Below are 23356 nucleotides of genomic sequence, written 5' to 3'. Positions count from 1 at the left end.
CAGCGAAGCTTCAAGCAAAGTTTTGGCATCCGAAAAAAAATCAGTCGTACGCGTATTTCGCAGAAAGCGCGTCGGCGTATTTTAAAAACAGTTTGTACTATATCCATTAAAAAAAATTATGACAAGCGCAGGTTACGGGAAAATCCGGAAGTGCCGCACAGGAAGGTACGGAACCGTATTTTTTATGAGGTATTTTGTATCATTGAAGATACCGATTAAACGGTAATAAATAAAAAGATTATGTTATTTAATCCTTTGCACTAATTCGAACGATACCGTTCAATTTTAATGATGTATCGACCGTGTTTCTTCATCGGTTGGAGACATCAATTTTTATTCCGTGATTTTTTACTTTAAAAGTTCTTCTAATTTTTCTTTTGTTTTTCTGGTTTCGATTTTATTCGGAATTACGACAATCAAAATCCCGAAAACAAGCATTAGATAAGGGATTAAAGCGGACGGCATAGGAAAGCCGGCAAAAGGAAATATCAGACATGCGGCGATTACTCCTCCAAACCAAACAGATGAAAAAAACGTTACGAAAGTCGCCATCCGCATTTTTATTTTTATTGTTGAACCGTAATCATTTTCTTCAATAGTTCCGATTATCAAAGGCAAAAATGAATTTTTGTAATGTATATGCCTGAAAATTTTAAATGAATTTTCAGATACTTTTCCTGCAAAATATTTATCACCTTTCGAAAAATCAAATATGGAAGTTGTTATATAAGTGTTGTTTCGTATGATTTGAAGAATCTCATCTTTTGATTTTTTCGTTTCGATTATAAAATTCATTTTTCTTTCCGCCGATTCACGGAATCGTCCGCCTGCCCTGCAGCCGAACTGCCGTGCCGGCTTCGGGCGTACCGTTTCTAATCTTTTACGCTTATTTTGAATGTTACCGTTTTGCCTGCCATGTATTCGGGTTTTACATACGTATACGTGACCGTTTTTGAATCGCAATCCGTTACTTCAAGGATAATTTTTGAATCGGCTTTATAATCGATTTTTAAAAATTCCTCTTTTGATGAAATCGTATTTGTTTCATAAAGATAGACGGTGCCTTTTTTGAAGGTAAAATCCGTTACAAATCCTCTAAAACCTTTTTGCGTTGTATTTGATTTTTTATCTTGCAATTCATATTTCATGTGAGGTAAAGATGTTAATATATACTCATCATTTTCTTCGATAACCGTTTTATCGGTTCCTTCCATAGTCGGATTTAACACTGCATTTATAAACTGTGAAATAATATTTTTCGTTTTTCCTTGCAGAGAGTTCATATCAAGCAAAACCGACTCGGCTGTTTGTACATCGATAATATCATATACGACATTATTTTTATTTATATTGTATATGATTTTATATTCTTTATGCGCTTCAAATTTTGCTATCAGCACTTTTGAAAAACTTGTAAAGAGGTTTCCGCTGTTAAATCTCACACTGATGGAATGTACGCCTTCGTTAATCGCAAATTCCTGTATTTGGCCGGGCTTTGATTTTTTCGACCACCCTTTAACACCGAATGCCGCTATGCCGCTTGATGTATCGATTCCGGTGATTTCAAGATTTTTATCTACCGTAATTTTCGCTGTCGATCCCTGTACGGCACCGTCCGAATAATAACCGTGATCCAACACGGGCGTTGAAGCGCAAGAGTTAATAATTATTAATCCGACCAGCGAGCATAAAATCGAAATAATTTTTTTCATTTTTTTCTCCTTGCACCGAAGGCGGTGCCTTGACATTATAGTAAACCGCGAATCGGCAGCGCGTATCCGACTAACCGCTTTTCTCCGTACCTGCCGCAATCCGCCGATCTCATTCGCGCAGACTTTACCAGCCGCCGGAAGCGCCGCCTCCGCCGAAGCCGCCGCCCCCGCCCGAAAAGCCTCCGGAAGAACCGCCGCTTGAAAAGCCTCCGCCTGAACTCGACGAAAAAAAATCGTTTCCGAATGCCGATCGGTATATCCTGCTTGAAGGATATCGCCTGTTGTGACGGGCGCTTATCATCGCGAACAGCACATTGATGAGAAAAAAGACGATAAACGCGACGATGGGAATGACGTCTGTGGGGACGGCTTCGTTTGTGACGCGCTTTGAAACGAGGTCGGCGTCGTCTGCAACGATTCCGACCATATTTTTTACGCCAGCGGTAATGCCTTCACCGTAGTCGCCGTTTTGAAAATGCGGCGCGATAACGTTCCGTATGATAAGGCCGCATTTCATATCGGTGAGTTTGTCTTCGAGACCGTAGCCGACTTCGATGCGTATTTTTCGTTCGGCAAGCGCAACGATGAGGATCGCGCCGTTGTCTTCGTCTTTTTGTCCGAGTTTCCATGTATCGGCGACTCTGATGCCGAACGATTCGAGCGAATCGCCTGCAAGCGTTGCGACGGTCAAAACCGCGATTTGCGCGCCTGTCGCCTCTTCGAGCGATTCGAGGAGAGATGTAAGCGCTTCCGTTTCCGAAGCGTTTAAGAGATTCGCATTGTCGACGACGCGCTCGGTGAGCGGGGGAACGTCGAGCGCCGAAAGCGGAAAAGCCGCGATCAGCAAAAGCGGACAGAGCAGCGCCGTCACACGGAAAAATTTTATCAACGAAGATGACGGCGCGCTTTTCGAAATCCGAAATGTTCCGGCCTCAGTTCGATTCAATACCATTCCGCGTCCTCCAGTACGATAAGGCCGTCCGCGAGTTCGTTCGGGTTTTCTTCATGTGCGGGAAAGTGTTCGGCGAGGAGTTCTCCGCATTTTTCGATCGCGCCGATAAAAGCGTCTGCCGCATTTCCGGATTTTATCTCCGCCGCGAGTTCATCCGAAATGATGCGCCACAGGTCGTGCGATATTTTTTTTGAAATGCCCGAGTCGGCGACGATGCGTACTTGTCGTTCCAAATACGAAATGAAAATCAAAATGCCCGAATGCTCGGCCGTATCGTAAACGCCGCATTCGACGAAGAGTCGGAATGCACGCCGCGTAACGCTTGCAATCCGAACGCTTTTCGGCACAACGATGCGGTCGAGCGCAGGTATATTAAAAAGTCTGAATGCCGCGGCTATGCTTACAAAGCACACAAAACCGTACAAGCCCGGCAGCATCCACGTCCGCTCCGTCCACGCAAAGAGACCGTACGTATCGGTTATTTTTCCGGCAAAGGGCAAGAGAAAAGCAAAGACGACGGCTGAAGTGCATACGGCGGCAAGCAGTTCCCAAAACGCATAGTGCGCGCTTTCCGGCGCGAGTACGATTTTGATTTCACCTGTCGTCTTCGATTCGGCTTTTGCAACCGCTTCCGCGATTCTATCGAATTCGGTGTTCGAGAGCTTGAGCCTTTTGTGCATTGTCTGAGTTTTCATATATCATTCACTATGCCTGCGGCGGCTTTTAAAACTGCACTTTCGGAGCCGACTGTGCTTCACTGTCCGCGCTGAAATATTGCTTTGCGGCAAATCTGCCGAAGGACGCGATAAAATTGTTCGGAAGCCTTCTGATATACGAGTTGAACTCTTGCGCCGCTTCGTTATAACGCTGTCGCGCGACGGCGATGCGGTTTTCGGTTCCTTCGAGCTGATCCTGCAGTGCGAGAAAATTGGTGTTCGCTTTGAGTTCGGGATAATTTTCCGCGACGGCCAAAAGCCGCTGCAAACTTCCGGAAAGGCTGCTTTGAATTTGCTGGTAACGCGCAAAGGCTTCCGGATTCGTTAAAATCGATTCGTCGACATTGACGACACCGCCGGCGCGCGACCTCGCTTCCGCAACCTGCGTGAGTACGTCGCTTTCGTGACTCGCGTATCCTTTGACGGTCGAAACGAGATTCGGAATCAAATCATACCTGCGCTGATATTGATTTTGCACTTCCGCCCATCGGCTCGTGACGCTCTCGTCCATCGTCACCATATTGTTGTAAACGCCGCATCCGCGCGATGCGAACAAAAAAACGATTGCCGCGGCTGCGATGAGCGCCGTCAGTCCCTTTGATAATTTTGCCATGATCATTCCTCTGTAAAAATAATGTATATGCGTTTATACTATACCGCTTTTTCGCTGCAGAAATCTATACGCCATATTGAAAAAAAAAGCTATTATCTATAATATAAAACAATAAGAGGCGTAAAATATGGCAGATGAAAAATATGATTTTACGATTGAAACGCTCGGACAGTGTAAAATCTCTTCTCCGATCCAGCTTTCCAATGTCATTGGAGATTTCCGTGCAAACTATGTCAAAGACGATTCGTTCGTGCGTTACCGTGTAAACGTATTTCACGGCGGCGAAGAAGACGATCAGACATCGGCAAACCTCATGCAAAAAGCGGGTCCTCGTCAATATATCTATTTCGATCCGAATCACGTAAAGGCGGGCATCTGCACGTGCGGCGGACTCTGCCCCGGTCTCAACGATGTTATCAGAGCGATCGTGCGCAGTTTGTACTACCGTTACGGCGTGCGCCGCATACTCGGTTTTCAATACGGCTTCAAAGGTTTTTTTCCCGATCAGGGATTCGAAACGATCGAGCTGACACCCGATAAAGTCGACGAGATTCATAAAATCGGCGGTTCCGTACTCGGTACGAGCAGAGGCGGCGGCGACCGCGTTTCGGACGTAGTCGACTGTATCGAAAAGCTCGGCATAAGCATGATGTTTATCATCGGCGGCGACGGAACGCAGCGCGGCGCGCTCGATATCGCAAACGAAATAGAACGGCGCGGATTAAAGGTCGCGGTCATCGGTATTCCGAAAACGGTCGACAACGATCTTTTGTTTATCGACCGGTCGTTCGGTTTTGAAACGGCGGTGCAGCAGGCAAAGGAAGCCGTCGCGTCGATCCACATGGAAGCGCATTCGCAGATCAACGGCATCGGCTTGGTAAAACTCATGGGGCGGGAATCGGGATTTATCGCTGCCGAAACGGCGCTCGCGTGCCACGAAGCGAATTTCTGTCTCATACCCGAAGTTCCGTTCGATATGGACGGACCGAACGGATTCCTTTCGTACCTCGAACAGCGCTTAAAAGAGCGTCACCACGCCGTCGTTATCGTTGCAGAAGGTGCGGGACAGGAACTGCTCACAAAGACGAACGAAACGGACGCTTCAGGCAATATCAAACTTGCGGATATCGGCGTATACCTTCGCGACGAAATCACGAAGTATTTTAAAAACAAGCACTTTCATATCAATCTAAAATACATCGATCCGGGTTATCAAATCCGAGCGGCCGTTACGACGGCGAACGATTCCATCTACTGCGAGCGCCTCGGCAACAACGCCGTCCACGCGGCGATGGCCGGCAAAACGAAGATGGTCGTCGGTCTCGTGCACGATAAATTCGTCCACATTCCCATAAGCGAAGTGACGCGCCATCGCAACGTCGTCGACACCGAAGGCGCGCTGTGGCGCGATGCGCTCGAAGCGACCGATCAGCCGATCCTCATGGTAAACAATATGGAATCCGCACGCGAGCGTACGGCAAAGGCCGCCTGCGACAGCAGAAAAAAACCGAGCGAAAAATAACATGAAACCGTTTTCCCTCTCCGAAACGTTAAAACAAAACGAATATCCCGGCCGCGGCATCGTACTCGGAAAATCCGAAGACGGCTCTGCCGCAGTTGCCGCGTATTTTATTATGGGCAGAAGCGAAAACAGCAGGAACCGCATTTTCGTTTCCGACGGTGAGGGGATCCGTACCGAAGCTTTCGACGCTTCTAAAATGGAAGATCCGAGTTTAATAATTTACGCTCCGGTGCGCGTGCTCGGTCAAAATACGATCGTTACGAACGGAGACCAAACCGATACGCTGTACGAAGGCTTGTCAAATGGGCTGACATTCGAACAGGCGCTCCGCTCCCGCACATTCGAACCGGACGAGCCGAACTACACGCCGCGCATTTCCGGCCTGTTGCACGTCGAAAACGGATTCTGCGACTACGCGCTTTCGATCCTCAAAAGTGACAACGGAAATCCTGAAAGTGCGTGCCGCTTTACATTCGCATACGACAATCCGCAGGACGGCGTCGGACGCTTTATACACACGTACCGCGGGAACGGAAATCCGCTTCCGAGCTTTGAAGGAGAACCCATGCCCGTCGTCATCCGCGGCGATATCGACGTCTTTACGAATCGAATATGGGAAAGCCTCAATGAGGACAATAAAGTGTCGCTCTTTACACGTTTTATAAAAATAGAAACCAGCGAATGCGAAACGCGCATCGTCAATAAAAACGCTTAATCGGCCGAGTCCGGCATATCCGCGTTATTCGATTTCGTAGCTTTCGCCGTATTTTACGATTGTCACGTTCGGGTAGCCGTGTTCGGCGAGGTAGCCTTTGAAAAACGCCTGAGCGTCTTTTTCGCCGTGCACCATAAAGATCTGTTTGAGGCGGCTCGTGTCGACAGCGTTGAGCCACGCCGTGATTTCCGTATAATCGGCGTGAGCGCTGAACGCGTCTATCTGTTCGACGGACGCACGCACCTCATAAAAGTCGTTCATTATCTTCACTTCTTTGTCGCCGTCGAGGATTCTGCGTCCGAGCGTGTTTTCCGCCATATAACCGACCGCGAGAATGATATTGCGTTCGTCGCCGATATTGTTTGCGAGGTGATGGAGTACGCGCCCGGCTTCGCACATACCGTCCGCGCTGATGATGATCATGGGGCCGTCTTTTTTGTTGAGCGCTTTGGATTCGTCGACGCTCGCCGTAAAGGTGAGCGAGCTGAAGCCGAAGGGATTTTTGTGATGTTTTAAAAACGCTTCGTTCGTCTCTTCGTCGTAACATTCGGGATGCACTTTGAACACGCTCGTTGCGTTCGTCGCCATCGGAGAATCGACGTAGATCGGGATGTTCGGTATTTTTTTTGCATCGACGAGCAAGTGCAGGTAAAACACCAATTCCTGCGCGCGTTCGATCGCAAACGAGGGGATGATGATTTTTCCGCCGCGGCGAACCGCTTCGTTGACGACGCGTTCGAGTTCGTGCATAGCGAACTCTTTTTCGGCGTGCTTGCGGTTGCCGTATGTGCTTTCGATATAGATGTAGTCGGGCGCGGGCACCTTCGTTTCGGGATCGCGGATGATCGGCTGGTTGCGTCTTCCCAAATCGCCGGTATACAAAATGCGCGTTTCGTTTTCGCCAGCGTGTCCCGGATGCGGCGCGTTGATTTTTCCGTGCAAGCCTTTTATCGTAACGCTTGCAAACGCCGAACCGAGGATGTGCCCCGCATCGAAAAATTCGAGCTCGACGTCGGGCGCGATGTACATTTTTCGGTTGTACGAAAGCGAGACGATTTGATTCGCGGTTGCGATGCAGTCGCGTTCCGAAAACAGCGGCTGCCACGTAAATCTTTCGCCGCGCCTATCGGCTTTCTTTTTTAAAAATTCGGCGTCTTTCGCCTGGATGCGCGCGCTGTCCATCATGACGATGTTCGCTATGTCGCGAGTTGCCGGCGTCGCATAGATATTGCCGGTAAATCCCTTTCGCACGAGTACGGGAAGCTGTCCGCAGTGGTCGAGGTGTCCGTGCGTCAAAATCACCGCTTCGACTTTATCCGCTGCGATCGTAAAATTGCGGTTTTTTTCGTCGGACGTTTTCCGCTTGCCCTGAAACGCGCCGCAGTCCACCATAAATGTACGCCCGTCGATTTCAAATATGTGTTTCGAACCGGTTACTTCTTCGGCCGCTCCGAGCGAATACAGCTTGATCCCCATCGTACAACTCCTTGCATACGTATACTATTGCAATTTACCGCATTGCTCAAGTAAACGAATACGACACGCAATGAGAGTATGCGATAAAAGTATTTCCCTTTTTTTTAATATATGGTATACTTTGTTAATCAATATTTTAAACCGATTTTCTATCGGTAATTCGGAGATATCATGGCTGTACAAAAAATGGCAGTCGATCTTGAAAAGATCAAAATGGCGATTCATTCGGGCATCCCGCTTTCGATCACGACATATACGTTGCCGCGCGAGATGGAAACGTACATGGGCGACATACTCAGCGCATTTTTGACCGAGTTGGATCAGCAGCAGATGATTCAATATTTGAGTTATTGCTTGAGCGAGCTTATGACGAATGCGAAAAAGGCGAATACAAAGCGCGTCTATTTTGCGGAAAAAAAGCTCAACATCATGGATCCGGGCGATTATAAAGCCGGTATGACGACGTTTAAAGTCGACACGCTTAACAATATCGAACATTATCTGCAGCTGCAAAAAGAAGCGCGTTTATACGTAAAGCTTTTCCTGCAAGTCCGCGCAAATAAAATAAAAATCGAAGTACATAACAACTGTCCGCTCACTGTTTTCGAATACAAGCGCATTCACGACAAACTTACACGGGCGCAGCAGTACGCATCGATGGAAGAAGCGCTTTCGCAGATTCTCGACGATTCCGAAGGCGCGGGACTCGGCCTCATCATTATGATTTTGATGCTCGAAAAGATCGGATTAACTGAAGAAAATTTTCAAACGGTTTCGGAAAACGGCGAAACGATCACGCGCATCATATTGCCGGTCAGCGAAAAGACAAAGCGCGAACTTTCGATCGTCGCGCTGGAATTTATTAAAACCATAAACGATTTGCCGCAGTTCCCCGACAATATCGTGCGGCTCAACAGACTTTTAAACGATCCCGATTCGAAGATGTCGGACATAGCGATGCAGATCAGCAACGATGCGACGCTTACCGGTGAATTATTAAAACTCGTCAACTCCGCGGCTTTTGCGCTTGCAAATCCGTGTGCGAATATAGCAGATGCGGTAAAGCTCGTCGGCATCCGCGGTATCAGAAACTTGCTGTACAGTATCGGATCGATTAGAACGTTCGAAAGGGTTCCGGGCAGCAAAAAAGGATTGTGGGCGCACGCGTATCAAGTTGCATTCTATTCGTACAATATGGCGCGCAATTTTTGTGCGAACGAACGCGCGGTCATCGACGACGCGTACATCTGCGGACTTTTGCACGATATGGGAAAGATCATCTTTGAAACGGCGCATCCCGATTTGCTCGAACGGGTTATGACGGTTTGCAGCAGTAAAGGCATCGCAAAAGAAACCTTCGAAAAATTGATATCGGGCGTAAACCACGGCGAAATCGGTGCTCGTGTTGCGGAAAAGTGGAATTTTCCGGAAACAATTTCAAACGTCATCCGCTATCACCACGAACCGGAAGAAGCGCCGAAGGATATCAGAAAGCTCGTATCTCTCGTATACCTTGCGGATGCGACCGTGCACTATCAAAAAGAAGACATCGATTTTTATCAAATCGATCCCGCGGTGCTCTCGCTTTTCAATATCACGTCGGAAGCGCAGCTGAAATCCATCGCCGACAGACTGTACATCGCATTTAAGCGCGACCGAATATAAATTAATAATTAATTAAATCGCTCTGCCTTGTGCGACGGATTGCGTCCATGAGGCGAGGAGCACGCCGAAGGCGACGCCGACGTTGAGCGATGCTTTGAGTCCCTTCATCGGAATCGATACGCGCCCGTACTCGGCGCAATCGAGGGCTTGGGGGCTGAGGCCGAGTTCTTCCGAACCGATGAGGCAGATGCCGCGCTTGGGGAAAGCGAATTCGAAAATCGGCGTGCCGCCCGTTTCGAGCGCGAAGATCGGAAGTTCGTGCGGTAAATCGGCAAGCGCTTTTCGTTCCCATCCGAGCGTTTCGATGCAGCCCATACCGCTTCGAAGCGCGCGCGTTTGGCGGGGATCGGCGCAAAACGGCGACAGATACACCGTATCGACGCCGAAGGCTTCCGCGCTTCTGAAAATCGAACCGAGATTGAACGGCGAGCGTATGTCTTCCGCATAGACGCACATACCGGGGTAAAAGCCGCGCTGCCTGACGGTGCCGTTATTATCGAACGGAAAAGCGTGCGGTGCTATGACCAAATCCCATTCGGCAGGAAAAGTTCCGATGATCGCAAGGAGATGGTTGCGCGCGCAATTGCATACGCGCCGCTCGTCAAACGGTTCGGCATCGATGAGCGAACGAAGTTCCGCCGCCGCAGGGGAGGGGAGAGCGGGATCGCGCAGCACGATTTCCGCAAGACGCTTCGTGTATGCCGCTCTTGTCATGGACGGAAAATCGTATGACGAACCTTTTTCCGCGATGCCTGCGATGTCGCGTTCGAGTGCTCCGAACGTAAGCGCGAGCTTCCGCCTGCGCTGTCCGCCTTCAAGCTGAAACAGTTTTCCCGGCTCGATCATAGCGATGCTGCGAATGCGCGAGCCTCAGTACGCCAGTTTGATGAAGTCGAACAGATCGTCCGATGTCATGCTGCGCGGCAGCGTATTTACGAGTTCGAGCCGACCCGCGTCTTCGGCGGCGAGCGCGAGCTGTTCGATCGAAATCGACAATTCTTTTAAGCGCGAAGGAAGATTCGCTTTGGCGAACAGCTGCCGGATGTACTCCGCAAAACGGGCGGCCGCTTCTTCACCGTGTACGTCGGAAGGAACGATGCGGGAAATGTGTGCGAGTTTTTCGACGCGCTCGATTTTAAATTTGCCGGCGTCTTCAATGATGCTTGGAAATAAAATCGATGCGATGAGCGAACGCGAAACGGCAAAACGGGAATTGATACACAGCGAAAGGAGTGTGCCGAGACCCGGTGCGCTTGCGGCGGCGGCGAGAGACGCCATGCAGCCGGCCTGCGATTTTAAGATCTCTTCCGGCGTCGTGATTTCGAGCGTCGGAGAACCGCCGATCGCGTAGCCCATGAGCTCGACTGATTTTTCGACGAGCATATCGCTGAAAAACGTCGCCTTTTGTGAAAGGTATGCTTCAAGGGCGAGACACATCGTTTCAAGCGCCATTGCCGTATTTTGGTTGTCGGTGAGCGTCAGTGTCAAATTCGGATCGATGACGGCGAGCTTACACAACCCGTTCTGCGCTTTGAGCAGTTTTATTTGACGTGAGCGCGAATCGACGATCGGAGTGACGGATGCGTAGATAAAGGGTTCTCGGATCGTCGTCGGCACGCAGACGAGCGGCAATGCTCCCGTCGTCGGAACGGCTCCGTCGACGTAATCGTAGAGGTCGTGGTTTTCGTTGTAGAGCGAAGCGATCGCGCAGCCGACACCGAGCACTTTCGAACCGCCTGAGGCGATGATGCCGTGGATGTGTCCGTCGCGCGCGAGAGCGAGTACACGTTCGATTGTCTTCGTGTCCGCGTTTTCGCCGAATTCGTTGAAAACAAAGTAGTCGATTTTGCGTTCGGAAAGCGGCTCGAGCAGTTTATCGGCGAGATTCACTTCTTTCAAAATCGGATCCATGACGATGAGAAAACGCGAACCGTATTCGCGCACATATTGGCCGATGCGGCTCAGCGTATACGGTCCCAACACGATATTCGGTGAAATACGGAAAATAAAATCAGCCATATTGCTCCATTATAACGGCCGGTACAAATAAAAAAAGACGGAACGATACTTCCGCCTTTTTTACATCGATTATTTTTTTATCGTCCAATGCGTATGCGCCGGGATAATCAAAGTCCGAAGCTCGTCATAATGCGATCCGCTGCGGAATCGATTACGGCATTATTCAGATAAGACGGATCTTTAATCTTTTCTTTTACGGCTGCGACGCGGTCGGAGCGGACATCCGGCGTTTCAGCCGAAACTTTGTTCATGTAGTACAAAGCCGCCATGCGTTTCGCTTCGTCGGAAACGCTGATCGAATCGTTGCCGACTTTCGGTGCTCCCTGTTCGTTTATCCGGTGAGCGTTCTGTACATTGTTAAGAGGATTTACTCCCCCGATTTTGTCTATCATCATTCCGTCCTGCCCCTCTACCGATTAATTATCGGCAGATTTATCAGAAAGTTTAATTTTTTTTACACCCGAAACGAAAACCGCACATTCGCCTTTTATCGACTCTCGGGACGCAAAGTCGTCGCGCAACGCCTGCGCCGTTCCTCCGATAATCTCTTCGTGCAGTTTTGTCAGCTCCCGTCCGATCACGATACGGCGCTCACTATCAATATCGGCTAAATCGTCGAGCAACTTGAGGATTCTGTACGGCGATTCGTACAAAATAACGGCATCGCCCGAAGAGAGCAGCTCTTTCAGGCGGCGTCGGCGTTTCCCCGGAGAAGGCGATAAAAACCCTTCGAAGACGAGGGTTTTTCCGCCCGCTCCCGCGACGCTTACGAGCGCGGTAAGCGCCGAAGGGCCGGGCACGGGTACGACGGCAAAGCCCGCATCCCGTACGATACCCGCCAAGAGGGCTCCCGGATCGCTTATGCCCGGAGTACCCGCATCGCTCGCGTAGGCGACGGTTTTGCCGCTTTTCAGCAAGTCGACGATTTTTTCGGCCGACTTTTCTTCGTTTTGCGCCCTGCACGACACGAGCGGCTTGCGTATGCCGAAATGCGTGAGCAGCTCAAGCGTGTGCCGCGTATCTTCGCATGCGATGACATCCGCCGTTTTGAACGTTTCGAGTGCGCGGAGCGTGATGTCGCCGAGATTGCCGATCGGCGTTCCTACGATATATAACGAGGCCACGATGGAATCAGTATAAACCTTCAAACGCAATTTTGCAAGAAGACAAAATCGATTACCGTGCAAAAAAAACGGCGAACATTTGACAAACAAAATAAGCGATGATACACTGAAAAACATATTCTATTTCAAGGAGGATTTCAAATTATGAAAAAAACAATGTTCGCCGCCGTTTTTGTTGCTTTAACCGCATCGGTATTCGGGCTCGGATCAAATGATTCCGCTTCCGGAAAGGCGCAGCATCTTACCATTTATTCCGCGGTATACGACGACGAAACTCAGGCCATCTGCAAAAAATTTCAGGAAAAAACCGGCATTAAAACGGACTGCGTCGTCCTCGGAGGCGGAGAAATCCTTGCCCGCGTAAAAGCGGAACAGCACAATGCGACGGCATCCGTCTGGTTCGGAGGTCCGTGCGATTCCTTTATCACGGCAAAAGAACAGGGTTTACTCGCGCAGTACACGTCGCCGAATGCCGCATCGATCGACGCAAAATACAAAGATCCCGATAATTACTGGACGGGCATTTACATCGGCTATGTCGGTTTTGTAAGCAATAACAACCGTCTGGCTGAACTCGGAATAAAAGCGCCGACGACGTGGAAAGAATTGCTCAACCCGAAACTCAAAGGCGAAATCATGATGGCATCTCCTGCCGCTTCTTCGACGGGCTACGTTATTTTAGCGTCCGTACTGCAGCTTATGGGAAACGACACCGGATTTGCCTATATGACAGACCTCAATAAAAACGTTTTGCAGTACACGGAACGCGGATCGGGATGTATTGCTTCGGTCATCTCCGGAGAAATCGCAGTCGGCGTCTGCTTCGCCCACGATGCGATCAAAAACCAGCTTTCCGGCTATCAAAAGCTTTTAACCGTTACGGTTCCGGCGGAAGGTACGGGCTATGAAACGGGCGCCATCGCCGTCATCAAAAACGGTCCCGACCAGGAAGCCGCCCGCGTTTTTTACGATTGGGCTTTGACCGCGGAATGCCAGGATATGTACCAGCAATACGGCGCATTCCAATTCCTTACGGCAAAGGACGGTCACAATCCCGAAGCGACGAAATCGCTCGCAAAGGCGAAGACGATCAACTACGATACGGCATGGGCAGGCGCAACCCGCTCCGCCAATACCGCAAAATGGGCTCAGTTGACCGGCAATTGACGGTTGCATTTTCTAAAAAACTCAGTTCACATTAAGATGAATGTCGGAGCCGCACGCAATCAACAGAGCGCAAGGGTATTGAACCCTCCGGACGAATAAAGAATACGTTTTCGACGAAAATTTCGTCCGCACTACGCGCGGCTGAACCCTGACATTCTATCGCTGCATAAAAAGGGAGGCGCAGATCTGCCCTCCCTTTGTTACGGAGCTTTCATGGAAAAAAACGCCGCCGTTTCCGATAAAAAGAATTTACTGCAGGAACCGATTGTCTTTTTCGGTATCGTCTTCGTCATCGTCGTCCTCTTCTTTTTCATTCTGCTTCCGCTTATTTCCATCATGCGGGGAAGTTTTTTGGATGACAATAACAGCATATCGTTTTCATCTTACGTACGGCTGTTTCACAATAAACAATTTTTGACGACGCTTTCCAACACCCTCAAGCTCGGTTTTATCGTCGGTTTTTTTTCTACCGTCGTCGGCTTTATGTTCGCATACGTAAAGCAATGGGTCAAAAGCCCGTTCAAAAAATTATTCAGCGTTATCGAAATCATGCCTATCATCACGCCGCCCTTTGTTCTCGCGCTGTCGGCAATCACGCTGCTCGGACGGCGCGGTCTCATCACTTATTCATTGCTGCACATTTCGAATTTCGATATCTACGGATTAAAAGGATTGGTCGTCGTACAGACGATGACGTTTTTTCCGATCGCCGCTCTTACACTCGACGGTATGCTCGCAAACTTCGACGGCACGCTTGAAGAAGCCGCTCGCAACATGGGTGCGGGCCGCTTAAAAGTTTTCGTTTCGATCACGCTGCCGATGCTCGCATCGGGTCTCGCAAACGTATTTTTGCTCTCGTTTATCGAATCCGTCACCGACTTTTCGAATCCGATGATTTTGGGCGGCGGATACAAAACGCTCGCTTCGCAAATCTATATTCAAGCGATAGCGAACTACGATATGCGGGCGGGAACCACGATCGCAGTCGTTTTATTTTCGGTAACCCTGCTCATCTTTTGCATTCAAAAAATTCTGCTCGATAAGCGGAGCTATGTCACGCTTACCGGCAAAGCGAGCCGCGTCCGTGAAATGATCGAAGATAAAAGCATCGTCATCCCTGCAAATATCATCTGCCTGTTCATATCGTTTTGGGTGCTGCTGTTCTACGTGTTCCTCGTGTTCGGAGCGTTTTTTAAAACGTGGGGAGCGGATTTTACTTTGGTCACGGATAATTTCAAATACGTATTCCGCTACAGCATGAAGCCGGTAAAAGATACGCTGCTCATCGCCATCCTCGCATCTCCGATCTGCGGCGTCTTTTCGATGATCATCGCGTATCTCGTCGTTCGCAAAAATTTTATCGGGAGACGCTTTATGGAATACGTTTCCATGTTCGGTATGGCGGTTCCCGGTACGGTTTTCGGACTCGGATACATCCTCACGTTCAACACGAAACCTTTCGTCCTTACCAACACGCTGTGGATTCTCGTCATCGTCCTTGTGATGACGAGGCTTCCCGTCGGCGTGAGATCCGGCATGGCTTCCCTGCGGCAAATCGACGGAAGCATCGAAGAGGCTGCGACGAATCTCGGCGCCGGTACGGCAAAAGTATTTACGTCCGTTACGCTGCCGCTCATCCGCCCGGCATTTTTTACCGGTCTCGTATTCAGCTTTATCAAAAGTATGACGGCAATAAGCGCGGTCATCTTCCTCGTCTCCGCAAATTACAATCTGCTTACGGTGCGCGTCATGCAGCACGTCGATAAAGGTCAGTTCGGCTACGCATCCGCACTGTCGGTAATTCTCATGGCAATCGTTTTCGTCGCAGTCGGAATCATGAACGCCGTATTGAGCCGGCTCGGTCAAAGCGTCGATAAAAATTATATGTAACGATTAAACAGAAAGAGGAAAAACGATGGGTTCAAAAAGCGTCACTTTACAAAATTTATCAAAAATATACACGGACAGGGGAACGGGCGGAAAAAAATTTGTCGCCGTCGACGATATCTCCCTTACGATACAGCCGGGTGAATTCGTCACTCTGCTCGGCCCGTCGGGCTGCGGCAAAACGACGACGCTCAGAATGATTGCGGGCTTCGATAAGCCGAGCGGCGGAGACATCCTCCTCGACGGCAAATCGATAAAAAATCTGCCGCCGAATAAACGCAATACCGCTATGGTGTTCCAAACCTACGCGCTCTTTCCGAACTACAACGTGTACGATAACATCGCATACGGATTGCGCATCAAGGGGCTCGCAAACGATGTCATCGCACAAAAGGTCGGCTCTATTTTAAAGATGATCGGCTTGACCGGATTGGAAAACAGGCACACGAACGAGCTCTCCGGCGGTCAGCAGCAGCGTATCGCTCTCGCGCGCGCTCTTGTCATGGAACCCGACGTTCTGCTCTTCGACGAACCGCTTTCGAATCTCGACGCAAAGCTCCGTATTCAAATGCGCACCGAAATCAGAAAGATTCAGCGTACCGTCGGCATTACGGCGATCTATGTTACCCACGATCAAGCCGAAGCGATGAGTATGTCGGATAAGATCGTGATTCTCAATAACGGAAAAATCGAACAGGTGGGTAATCCGCGCGAAATCTATTATCACCCGAACAGCGAATTTACGGCAAATTTTATCGGAACGGCGAATATCCTCCGCGCGACGGTACAAAGCGTCTCCGAAGACGGAACCGTTTCCGTCGTTCTTTACGGAAAGCGGCTCGACCGCATTCCGACGCATAAGCGATATTCGCCGGGAGACACCTGTACGCTCATCGTACGGCCCGAAGCGTGTTCGGTGCGCGACAGCGGCACCTTTGAAGCGGAGGTCACCGTGTCGATGTTTATGGGAGAATATCAGCTGTACGAGTTGAACCTCGCGGGGCAGAATTTCATCGTACACGAAAACAATCCGAAAAATAAAAATATCAAAGATGCCGGCGAAAAAGCCTGTCTATCGATCGACACGACCGACATTCATGCGATTTGATTGAGGGAGATATTATGAATACGACAACATACATCGCCGATTATATCGCACTGGAAAAGAAGACGCTCGAAGATTTGAGCGTCGGCGACATAGAGCGCGTACTCGATCTGTTTATGGAAGCGTATAAGTCCGAAGGAACGATTTACGTATTCGGCAACGGCGGCAGCGCGAGCACCGCTTCACACATGGCGAACGATTTTAATAAGGGCATCTCAGAATATGTCGAAAAAAAATTCCGCGTGATCTGTCTCAACGACAATATCGCGACGCTCATGGCGATCGCAAACGATATCGGCTACGACGAAGTATTTCGCTTTCAGCTTACAAACAAACTCAAACCGAATGACCTCGTCGTCGGCATCAGCGGCAGCGGCAACAGCAAAAATGTTTTATATGCGATCGAATACGCAAAAGAGCGGCACGTCAAAACGCTCGGCATCTGCGGTTACGACGGCGGAAAACTCAAACAAACGGCGGACGCGGTCTTTCACGTCGCCGTGCCCAATATGCAGATCGTCGAAGACGTGCACATGATACTCAATCATCTGTTGATGAACGTCATAAACCGCGTGCTCGGCATCACGGACAAGTGCTGATGGCGCCCTTTATCCTCATCGTCACCGGCCCGCCGGGATGCGGCAAAACGCATTTTGCAGCGCGCGTCAAAGATTATTTTCCTTCACTCACGGTGCTCTCATACGACACGATAAAAGAGCGTTACTTCGACGAATACGGTTTCGACAACATGGAAGAAAAGCTGCGCATCAACGATATGTCGATCGCGGCGTTTTATGCGCTTTTGGAAGACACGATGCGGGCGAAAAAGAATATCCTCATCGAATATCCGTTTAATAAAATTCACGAACAAAAGCTTTGCGATATCGTTTCATCGCACGGATACAAAGCGGCGACGATCCGCCTTACGGGCGACTGGCGCGCGCTGTACGAACGCGCCGTGCACCGCGACGTACATGAACCGCGGAATCCGGGACACCTTTTACGCGCGTACCACAAAGGCGTTCCTCCCAAACCGGAAGACGTCATTCCCGAACCCGATTTTGAAAGTTTTGTTGCAAGCTGCGAGCGGAAAAATTACAGCATCGAAATCGGGGACGCGTTTACCGTCGACGTAACCGATTACGACGCCGTCGATTGCAATTCGCTTTTTGCCGAAATCGAAAAAGCGGTGACGGCGGAATCATAAGCGCCGGAGCCATCAGAAAACTTCAGTTTTGGATGGCTGCCTTGATTTTAATTCCACGGTTTTATTCGCAGATAGGTTTCGTTCCTGTCTTGCCCGACGGATACAATCCCGACGGGCGTTTCGCAAAACGCTTCGATAAATTCCACATAAGCCTTCGCGTTCGCCGGCATCTTTTCATACGAACCGCACCGGCGGAGGTCGCTTTTCCAGCCGTTGAATTTTTTGAGCACGGGACGTGCCGCGTTGAGTGCGGGAATGCTCGCCGGAAAATCCGTAACCGTTTTCCCGCCGATATCGTATGCGATGCAGGCTTCAATCGATTCCATTTCATCGTAGATGTCGAGGTGCGTCAAAACGAGTGAATCGATCGAATTGACGCGGCATGCATAGCGGAGCGCAACCAAATCGAGATAACCGCACCTGCGCGGCCGCCCTGTCGTGACTCCGAATTCGTTTCCGGTCGTGCGTACATAATTGCAGAGTTCACTTTCGGTGTCGTTGTTAAATTCGCTCGGCATGGGACCGTTCCCGACGCGCGTTTCATAAGCTTTAAAAACGCCGTACACCCTGTCGATCGCGCGCGGCCCGATTCCCGAACCTAAAGCCGCTCCCGCCGAGCACGACGCTCCGGAACTCACGTAGGGGTAGGTTCCGCTGTCCAAATCGAGCAGTGCTCCTTGAGCACCTTCGAACAAAATATTTTCGCTTCGGTATTCCCACAACTTTGAAGCGATATCGACGCGCATCGCCATGAGGCGGGATGCGTACGTATCGATAAATTGCCTGTCTTCGGTATCGAGGTCGGTCATCTTTTCTTTCCAATCCAGATCGGCAAGCCTGATTCCGTCGCGTTCGGATTTTTGAGAATATGAAGTTCCGATGCCCCTTCCCGTTGTTCCGATCGGGCGCTTGCGGGCAGCATCGCGCTCTTTGTCCATCCTGCGGTACGCGGGCAAAACGATGTGCGCGCGGTCTGAGATGAACACGCGGTCCTTCCACGAAATGCCGTTGTCGGTGAGCATCTGCAGTTCCGCAAAGAGCGCTTCGGGGTCGATTACCATACCCGAGCCGAGAAATACCGATTTATCGGGATATAAAATGCCCGAGGGCACTTGGTGCAGCGCATACTTTTTTCCGTCGGCGACAATCGTATGGCCTGCATTTGCACCGCCGGCAAAGCGCACGATGTATTTCGCGTCCTGCGCAAGAAAATCGACTATCTTTCCCTTTCCTTCATCGCCCCACTGTGCACCCATAACAACAATGTTCATCGCTTCCTCCACGTGTATCGCCGGCAGTATATATCGCCGATTGCATCAGTATAGCGTAAGATTCCGATTCGTACAACTTCAATGTTGACGGCTCAATGTGCTCTTATAAGTCTGAAATCGAAAAACGGGCAAGCCGTTTTTTCTTTAAAAGATATGAAAGCCGACTGCAATTCCTTATGAGGACACAAAGCACGGCGTCTACGGCACACTTTGTGATAGGAGACGCGCATAATTCCTGCGCGGGGAACTTCGCGCTCACGCGCTCGTTGCAAGTCGCGCACTGCTCGGAATTATGCGCTCTTGCCGTGTATGCGGAGAAGCGCTATACTCTTTAGTACAGATGTTACGTTTGTGATAGCCTACAGCCGAATCCCTTGCGGCGGCATTACCGGCGCCCACGGCGCGCCGCGTATCAGCATCGACAAAGTATATCAATTACCGAAATTATTATTTTCCTCGAGGTGTTCTATGAACAAGTACTTTAAACGGTATGTCGTCGATGCGTTCGGCGGAATGTCGCTCGGCCTTTTTTCCACGCTCATCATCGGATTGATTATAAAGCAGATCGGCGGATTCTTTCCGTCGGCAGTCGGTTCGGGAGGTACAGGCGCCGCATCTACAAGCGTCTATACATCTCTCGCGTATGCGGGAAGATTTTTTATGCTCACGGGGCAGGTGCTCACCGTACTCACCGGGGCCGGAATCGCGTGCGGAGTTGCGCATTCGCTCGGCGCGCCGAAGCTCGCTTTGTACGGAAGCATCCTCACCGGTACGATCGGCGCGTATTCCGTAAAATGCGCCGCATACTTGAGCGCAGGGCAGGCGGCCTTTATCGCGGAAAACGGCAGCGTGCTTTTTGCGGGGCCGGGAGATCCGCTCGGCGCTTTTGCCGCGGCTTTAGTCGGCGCCGAATGCGGAAGGCTCGTTGCGGGAAAGACTAAAATCGATATCGTCGTCGTGCCCGCCGTAACCGTCATCGCAGGCGCCGCCGCCGCATTGCTCTTCGGGCCCGCCCTTGCATCCGCATCGGCAGCTCTCGGAAGCGGTATACAGAGGGCGACGGAACTCGAGCCGTTTTGGATGGGCATTGTGCTCTCCGTCGTCATGGGGATGATTTTAACGCTGCCCATAAGTTCCGCGGCTATCGCGATCATACTCGGCATGACGGGGATCGCGGGAGGAGCTGCGACTGCCGGCTGCTGCGCGCAGATGATAGGCTTTGCCGTCATCAGCTTCCGCGACAACGGCTTTAACGGTTTTTTCGCGCAGGGACTCGGAACGTCTATGCTGCAGATTCCGAATATCTGCAAAAACCCTTTTATATGGATTCCGCCGACTCTCGCTTCGGCGATCACCGGTCCCCTCGCTTCGTGCCTCTTTAAGATGCGCACGCTTCCTGCGGGAGCGGGTATGGGAACGAGCGGTTTGGTCGGGCCGATTATGACGTTTCAAGCGATGCAGGGAAGCGAAAGCGCTTTCCTTATCATCGCAAAGATAATCGCAGTCGATGTGTTTTTTCCGGCCGTACTCGCATACGTTTTTTATGCGGCGCTTCGCGCTCGGAGTTTAATCCGTGACGGGGATATGAAACTTGCCGCATAACGGAAATCCCTACGGCAAGACATAAAGAAGCGAATATGCTAAAATAGACCATTCTGTCATATCCGGTTGGAGGATTATAATGACCAGTTTCGGTATGTGGGGCATCATCCCCCCGCTTTTAACAATCGTGCTTGCCTTCGTCACTAAAGACGTGATCGTATCGCTCTTTTTCGGCATTTTGTCGGGCACGCTTATCGTCACGGGGGGTAATCCCGCCCTTGCGCTTATACATCTCACCGATGCGCTCGCTTCTTCGCTTGCCGACGGATGGAATATCCGCATTTTCCTTTTTTGCGCGCTGCTTGGAGGCCTTGTCGGTATGCTTTCGAAAACGGGAGCCGCAGGCGCCTTCGGCAGATGGGCGTCGCTGAAATTGAAGACGGGCAAAGGATCGCTTCTCATGTCGTTTATTTTCGGATTGATAATCTTTATCGACGATTATTTCAATTCGCTCACCGTCGGAACGATCATGCGCCCGATCTGCGATAAGACGAAAGTCGCGCGCGCAAAACTTGCCTACGTGCTCGATTCGACCGCCGCTCCCGTGTGTATCATCGCGCCGATTTCGAGCTGGGTCGTCACCGTCATGTCGATCGTAAAGGGTGCGGAAGGCTTCGATGCGATGCAGATGACGCCGTTCGAATTTTTTATCCGCTCCATACCGTACAACCTTTATGCGCTCGGCACGCTCGTCTTCGTACTCGTCATCATTTTAACAAAACGCGATTTCGGACCGATGAAGTCTTCCGAAGCGCGTGCGGCACAGGGAAAACTCTTTTATGAAAGAAAGTACGGAGCCGTTGCCGGCGAAGTCGAAAACACCGTAAACGATTCGGCGAAGCCTGCCGACATGCTTTTTCCGATCATCGTTCTCATCGTGACGGCGCTGATCTTTTTTCCGGTGACGACGTGGATGAGTGCGGTCGACGGGGAGTCGATTGCATCGTTTCTTGACGCCGCACGCTCGATTCCGCTCGGAGACGCATTTAAAGATACCGACGCATCGGTTGCGCTTTTTTACGCTATCATCTTTACGATATTCGCTACGTATATTTATTATATTGCGCGGAAATTGTTGAACTTGAGCGGAGCGGGTGAAGCGCTCCGCGACGGCATCAAATCGATGATACCGGCACTGATCATTTTGTCGATGGCGTGGACAATCGGAACGATTATTAAATCTTCGCCTTCCGACGGAGGACTCGGACTCGGCGTCTACCTTTCGGAAATCGTCGTCAAGCAGCGCTTTCCGCTCGAACTCATTCCCGTCATCGTCTTTGCGCTTTCGGCTCTCATTTCGTTTGCGACCGGCACGAGCTGGGGCACGTTCGGCATTATGATTCCGCTTGTCATGCCGATCGCGACGGGACTTGCGCAGGCGAAGGGCTTGCCGCAAGAGGCATTCGTCAACGCGTGCATGATCTGTATCGCTGCCGTCGTCGGAGGCGCCGTATTCGGCGATCACGCATCTCCCATTTCCGATACGACAATCCTTTCGTCTACGGGAGCGGGCTGTCCGCACCTCGAACACGTTGCGACCCAGATGCCGTACGCGGTGTTTATCGCGCTTTGTTCGGCGATCGGTTTTATCGCAGGCGGTTTTTCGGAAAATATAATTGCCGCGTGGCTTTCGTTCGCGCTTGTCCTCGTTATCGGCATCGTGTTTTTGCCCAAAACGGTAAAATCGAAAACGGACTGAAAACGACCGGCGTGCTTTTCCGTGTAAGCGATACGAGTGCGGCGGACGTTTATGCGGTTTTTACGGCGCCGAGCACTTTTCCGATCGAATCACGGATGACGAGCGTTGCGATCGCATCGCCTCCCGTCGCGGTTTTATTGATAACGACGAGCTTGTTCCCGCGGTAATAGTTGACGAGGCTTGCCGCGGGGTAGACGACGAGAGAGGTGCCGCCGATGATGAGCATGTCCGCGTTCCGTATCGCGCGGACTGCGCCTTCGATGCAGGCTCCGTCGAGACCTTCTTCGTAAAGTACGACATCGGGTTTAACGATGCCGCCGCACTTTGTGCAGTGCGGTATGCCGTCGGGAGCGTTTGCGCTTTCGGCGATAAAATCGATATCGTAGGGAGAGCCGCATTTCATACAGTAATTGCGCAGCGTGCTTCCGTGCAGTTCGAATACGTTTTTGCTTCCCGCCGCCTGATGCAGTCCGTCGATGTTTTGCGTGACGACGGCGCTGAGCTTTCCCGCCTTTTCGAGTTCCGCAAGTTTTTTATGCGCCGCGTTCGGCTTTACGCCTTTGACGATGAGCTTTTCGCGGTAAAAGCGGTAAAACTCCGCGGGTTTCGCGTCGAAAAAACTCCTGCTGAGCATTTGCTCGGGAGGATATTTCCATTTTTGGTGATACAGTCCGTCCGTGCTTCTGAAGTCGGGGATACCGCTTTCCGTCGAAACGCCTGCTCCGCCGAAAAATACGATAGAGCGGCTTTCGTCTATCATGCGCTGCAGTTTTGCAATCGCTTTATCGAAATCGTTATCGTTCATAGCATACAGTATACCGCATTTTGCGGCGCGATGTTATAGGGCTGTGTTCCTTGAGTTCAGCACTTGTAACATTTGTCCGAAACGGCTATTTTATAACTG

General features: G+C 50.6%; 22 protein-coding genes. 10 read left to right on the top strand and 12 right to left on the bottom strand.

Annotated elements, in window-relative coordinates:
- Window positions 1-348: 348 nt before the first annotated feature.
- The 5 genes from IZU26_RS08820 to IZU26_RS08800 all read right to left on the bottom strand — a co-directional run bounded on the left by IZU26_RS08820 (window position 349) and on the right by IZU26_RS08800 (window position 3993).
- Window positions 349-795, bottom strand: a complete 447-nt coding sequence (locus IZU26_RS08820; protein WP_433278388.1) for a hypothetical protein — start codon at window positions 793-795, stop codon at window positions 349-351.
- Window positions 796-872: 77 nt separating this feature from the next.
- Window positions 873-1712 (bottom strand): hypothetical protein, encoded by an 840-nt coding sequence (locus IZU26_RS08815; protein ID WP_433278386.1) that lies wholly within the window; start codon window positions 1710-1712, stop codon window positions 873-875.
- Between the two features lie 124 nt (window positions 1713-1836).
- Entirely contained in the window at window positions 1837-2664 is an 828-nt protein-coding gene (locus IZU26_RS08810) for a TPM domain-containing protein (RefSeq protein WP_433278385.1), read from the bottom strand.
- The gene (locus IZU26_RS08805; RefSeq protein WP_433278383.1) at window positions 2655-3359 is read right to left on the bottom strand and encodes a TPM domain-containing protein; all 705 of its coding nucleotides are present in this window, start codon (window positions 3357-3359) and stop codon (window positions 2655-2657) included. The genes IZU26_RS08810 and IZU26_RS08805 overlap by 10 nt, the downstream gene beginning before the upstream one ends.
- Before the next feature lie 28 nt (window positions 3360-3387).
- On the bottom strand, window positions 3388-3993 hold the full coding sequence (locus IZU26_RS08800) for a LemA family protein (RefSeq protein ID WP_433278381.1): 606 nt from the start codon (window positions 3991-3993) through the stop codon (window positions 3388-3390).
- A gap of 127 nt (window positions 3994-4120) precedes the next feature.
- On the opposite strand from IZU26_RS08800, the gene IZU26_RS08795 reads away from it, so the two are divergent.
- Both IZU26_RS08795 and IZU26_RS08790 read left to right on the top strand, forming a co-directional pair.
- Window positions 4121-5515: an ATP-dependent 6-phosphofructokinase gene (locus IZU26_RS08795; protein ID WP_433278379.1), complete on the top strand. Its 1395-nt coding sequence runs from the start codon at window positions 4121-4123 to the stop codon at window positions 5513-5515.
- 1 nt (window position 5516) lies between these two features.
- Complete coding sequence (locus IZU26_RS08790) at window positions 5517-6230, top strand: IMP cyclohydrolase (protein WP_433278376.1); 714 nt, start codon at window positions 5517-5519, stop codon at window positions 6228-6230.
- A 24-nt stretch (window positions 6231-6254) separates the two neighbouring features.
- On the opposite strand, the gene IZU26_RS08785 is transcribed toward IZU26_RS08790, so the two are convergent.
- Window positions 6255-7706 carry an MBL fold metallo-hydrolase RNA specificity domain-containing protein gene (locus tag IZU26_RS08785; RefSeq protein WP_433278374.1) on the bottom strand — a complete coding sequence of 484 codons (1452 nt, stop codon included), beginning with the start codon at window positions 7704-7706 and terminating at the stop codon, window positions 6255-6257.
- A gap of 171 nt (window positions 7707-7877) precedes the next feature.
- Here IZU26_RS08785 and IZU26_RS08780 point away from each other — a divergent pair, with 171 nt between their 5' ends.
- Entirely contained in the window at window positions 7878-9371 is a 1494-nt protein-coding gene (locus IZU26_RS08780; protein WP_433278373.1) for an HDOD domain-containing protein, read from the top strand.
- 12 nt (window positions 9372-9383) lie between these two features.
- Here IZU26_RS08780 and IZU26_RS08775 read toward each other — a convergent pair whose 3' ends face one another.
- From IZU26_RS08775 to rsmI, 4 genes are all read right to left on the bottom strand, one after another.
- On the bottom strand, window positions 9384-10217 hold the full coding sequence (locus IZU26_RS08775; protein ID WP_433278371.1) for a TrmH family RNA methyltransferase: 834 nt from the start codon (window positions 10215-10217) through the stop codon (window positions 9384-9386).
- A gap of 24 nt (window positions 10218-10241) precedes the next feature.
- Window positions 10242-11390 (bottom strand): iron-containing alcohol dehydrogenase, encoded by a 1149-nt coding sequence (locus tag IZU26_RS08770; RefSeq protein ID WP_021329294.1) that lies wholly within the window; start codon window positions 11388-11390, stop codon window positions 10242-10244.
- Between the two features lie 107 nt (window positions 11391-11497).
- On the bottom strand, window positions 11498-11785 hold the full coding sequence (locus IZU26_RS08765) for a flagellar biosynthesis anti-sigma factor FlgM (protein ID WP_021329260.1): 288 nt from the start codon (window positions 11783-11785) through the stop codon (window positions 11498-11500).
- A gap of 21 nt (window positions 11786-11806) precedes the next feature.
- Entirely contained in the window at window positions 11807-12514 is a 708-nt protein-coding gene (gene rsmI / locus IZU26_RS08760; protein ID WP_433278369.1) for a 16S rRNA (cytidine(1402)-2'-O)-methyltransferase, read from the bottom strand.
- A 144-nt stretch (window positions 12515-12658) separates the two neighbouring features.
- Between rsmI and IZU26_RS08755 the strand changes: the two genes are divergently transcribed.
- The 5 genes from IZU26_RS08755 (at window position 12659) to IZU26_RS08735 (ending at window position 17880) form a co-directional block, all read left to right on the top strand.
- Window positions 12659-13681 (top strand): ABC transporter substrate-binding protein, encoded by a 1023-nt coding sequence (locus IZU26_RS08755; protein ID WP_310824544.1) that lies wholly within the window; start codon window positions 12659-12661, stop codon window positions 13679-13681.
- A gap of 213 nt (window positions 13682-13894) precedes the next feature.
- Window positions 13895-15571: an ABC transporter permease gene (locus tag IZU26_RS08750; protein ID WP_021329329.1), complete on the top strand. Its 1677-nt coding sequence runs from the start codon at window positions 13895-13897 to the stop codon at window positions 15569-15571.
- A gap of 25 nt (window positions 15572-15596) precedes the next feature.
- Entirely contained in the window at window positions 15597-16676 is a 1080-nt protein-coding gene (locus IZU26_RS08745; RefSeq protein ID WP_433278366.1) for an ABC transporter ATP-binding protein, read from the top strand.
- Between the two features lie 14 nt (window positions 16677-16690).
- Window positions 16691-17272 (top strand): SIS domain-containing protein, encoded by a 582-nt coding sequence (locus IZU26_RS08740; protein WP_433278364.1) that lies wholly within the window; start codon window positions 16691-16693, stop codon window positions 17270-17272.
- Window positions 17272-17880, top strand: coding sequence for an AAA family ATPase (locus IZU26_RS08735; protein WP_433278362.1), 609 nt, complete (start codon window positions 17272-17274; stop codon window positions 17878-17880). The genes IZU26_RS08740 and IZU26_RS08735 overlap by 1 nt, the downstream gene beginning before the upstream one ends.
- Window positions 17881-17927: 47 nt before the next feature.
- On the opposite strand, the gene purA is transcribed toward IZU26_RS08735, so the two are convergent.
- On the bottom strand, window positions 17928-19151 hold the full coding sequence (purA, locus tag IZU26_RS08730; RefSeq protein WP_038080343.1) for an adenylosuccinate synthase: 1224 nt from the start codon (window positions 19149-19151) through the stop codon (window positions 17928-17930).
- Between the two features lie 468 nt (window positions 19152-19619).
- Here purA and IZU26_RS08725 point away from each other — a divergent pair, with 468 nt between their 5' ends.
- Together IZU26_RS08725 and IZU26_RS08720 are read left to right on the top strand one after the other, a co-directional pair.
- Complete coding sequence (locus IZU26_RS08725) at window positions 19620-20753, top strand: PTS transporter subunit IIC (RefSeq protein ID WP_433278360.1); 1134 nt, start codon at window positions 19620-19622, stop codon at window positions 20751-20753.
- Window positions 20754-20832: 79 nt separating this feature from the next.
- Window positions 20833-22452: a Na+/H+ antiporter NhaC family protein gene (locus tag IZU26_RS08720; RefSeq protein ID WP_433278358.1), complete on the top strand. Its 1620-nt coding sequence runs from the start codon at window positions 20833-20835 to the stop codon at window positions 22450-22452.
- A gap of 49 nt (window positions 22453-22501) precedes the next feature.
- Here the strand turns inward: IZU26_RS08720 and IZU26_RS08715 are convergent, their stop codons facing one another.
- A complete protein-coding gene (locus IZU26_RS08715) occupies window positions 22502-23257 on the bottom strand; it encodes an NAD-dependent protein deacylase (protein ID WP_433278356.1) in 756 nt (251 codons plus the stop codon).
- Window positions 23258-23356 lie beyond the last annotated feature (99 nt).

The organism is Treponema sp. SP13 (genome assembly GCF_050938355.1).
Classification (GTDB): Bacteria; Spirochaetota; Spirochaetia; order Treponematales; family Treponemataceae; genus Treponema_D; species Treponema_D socranskii.
This window is presented reverse-complemented; position numbering and strand designations above follow the sequence as displayed.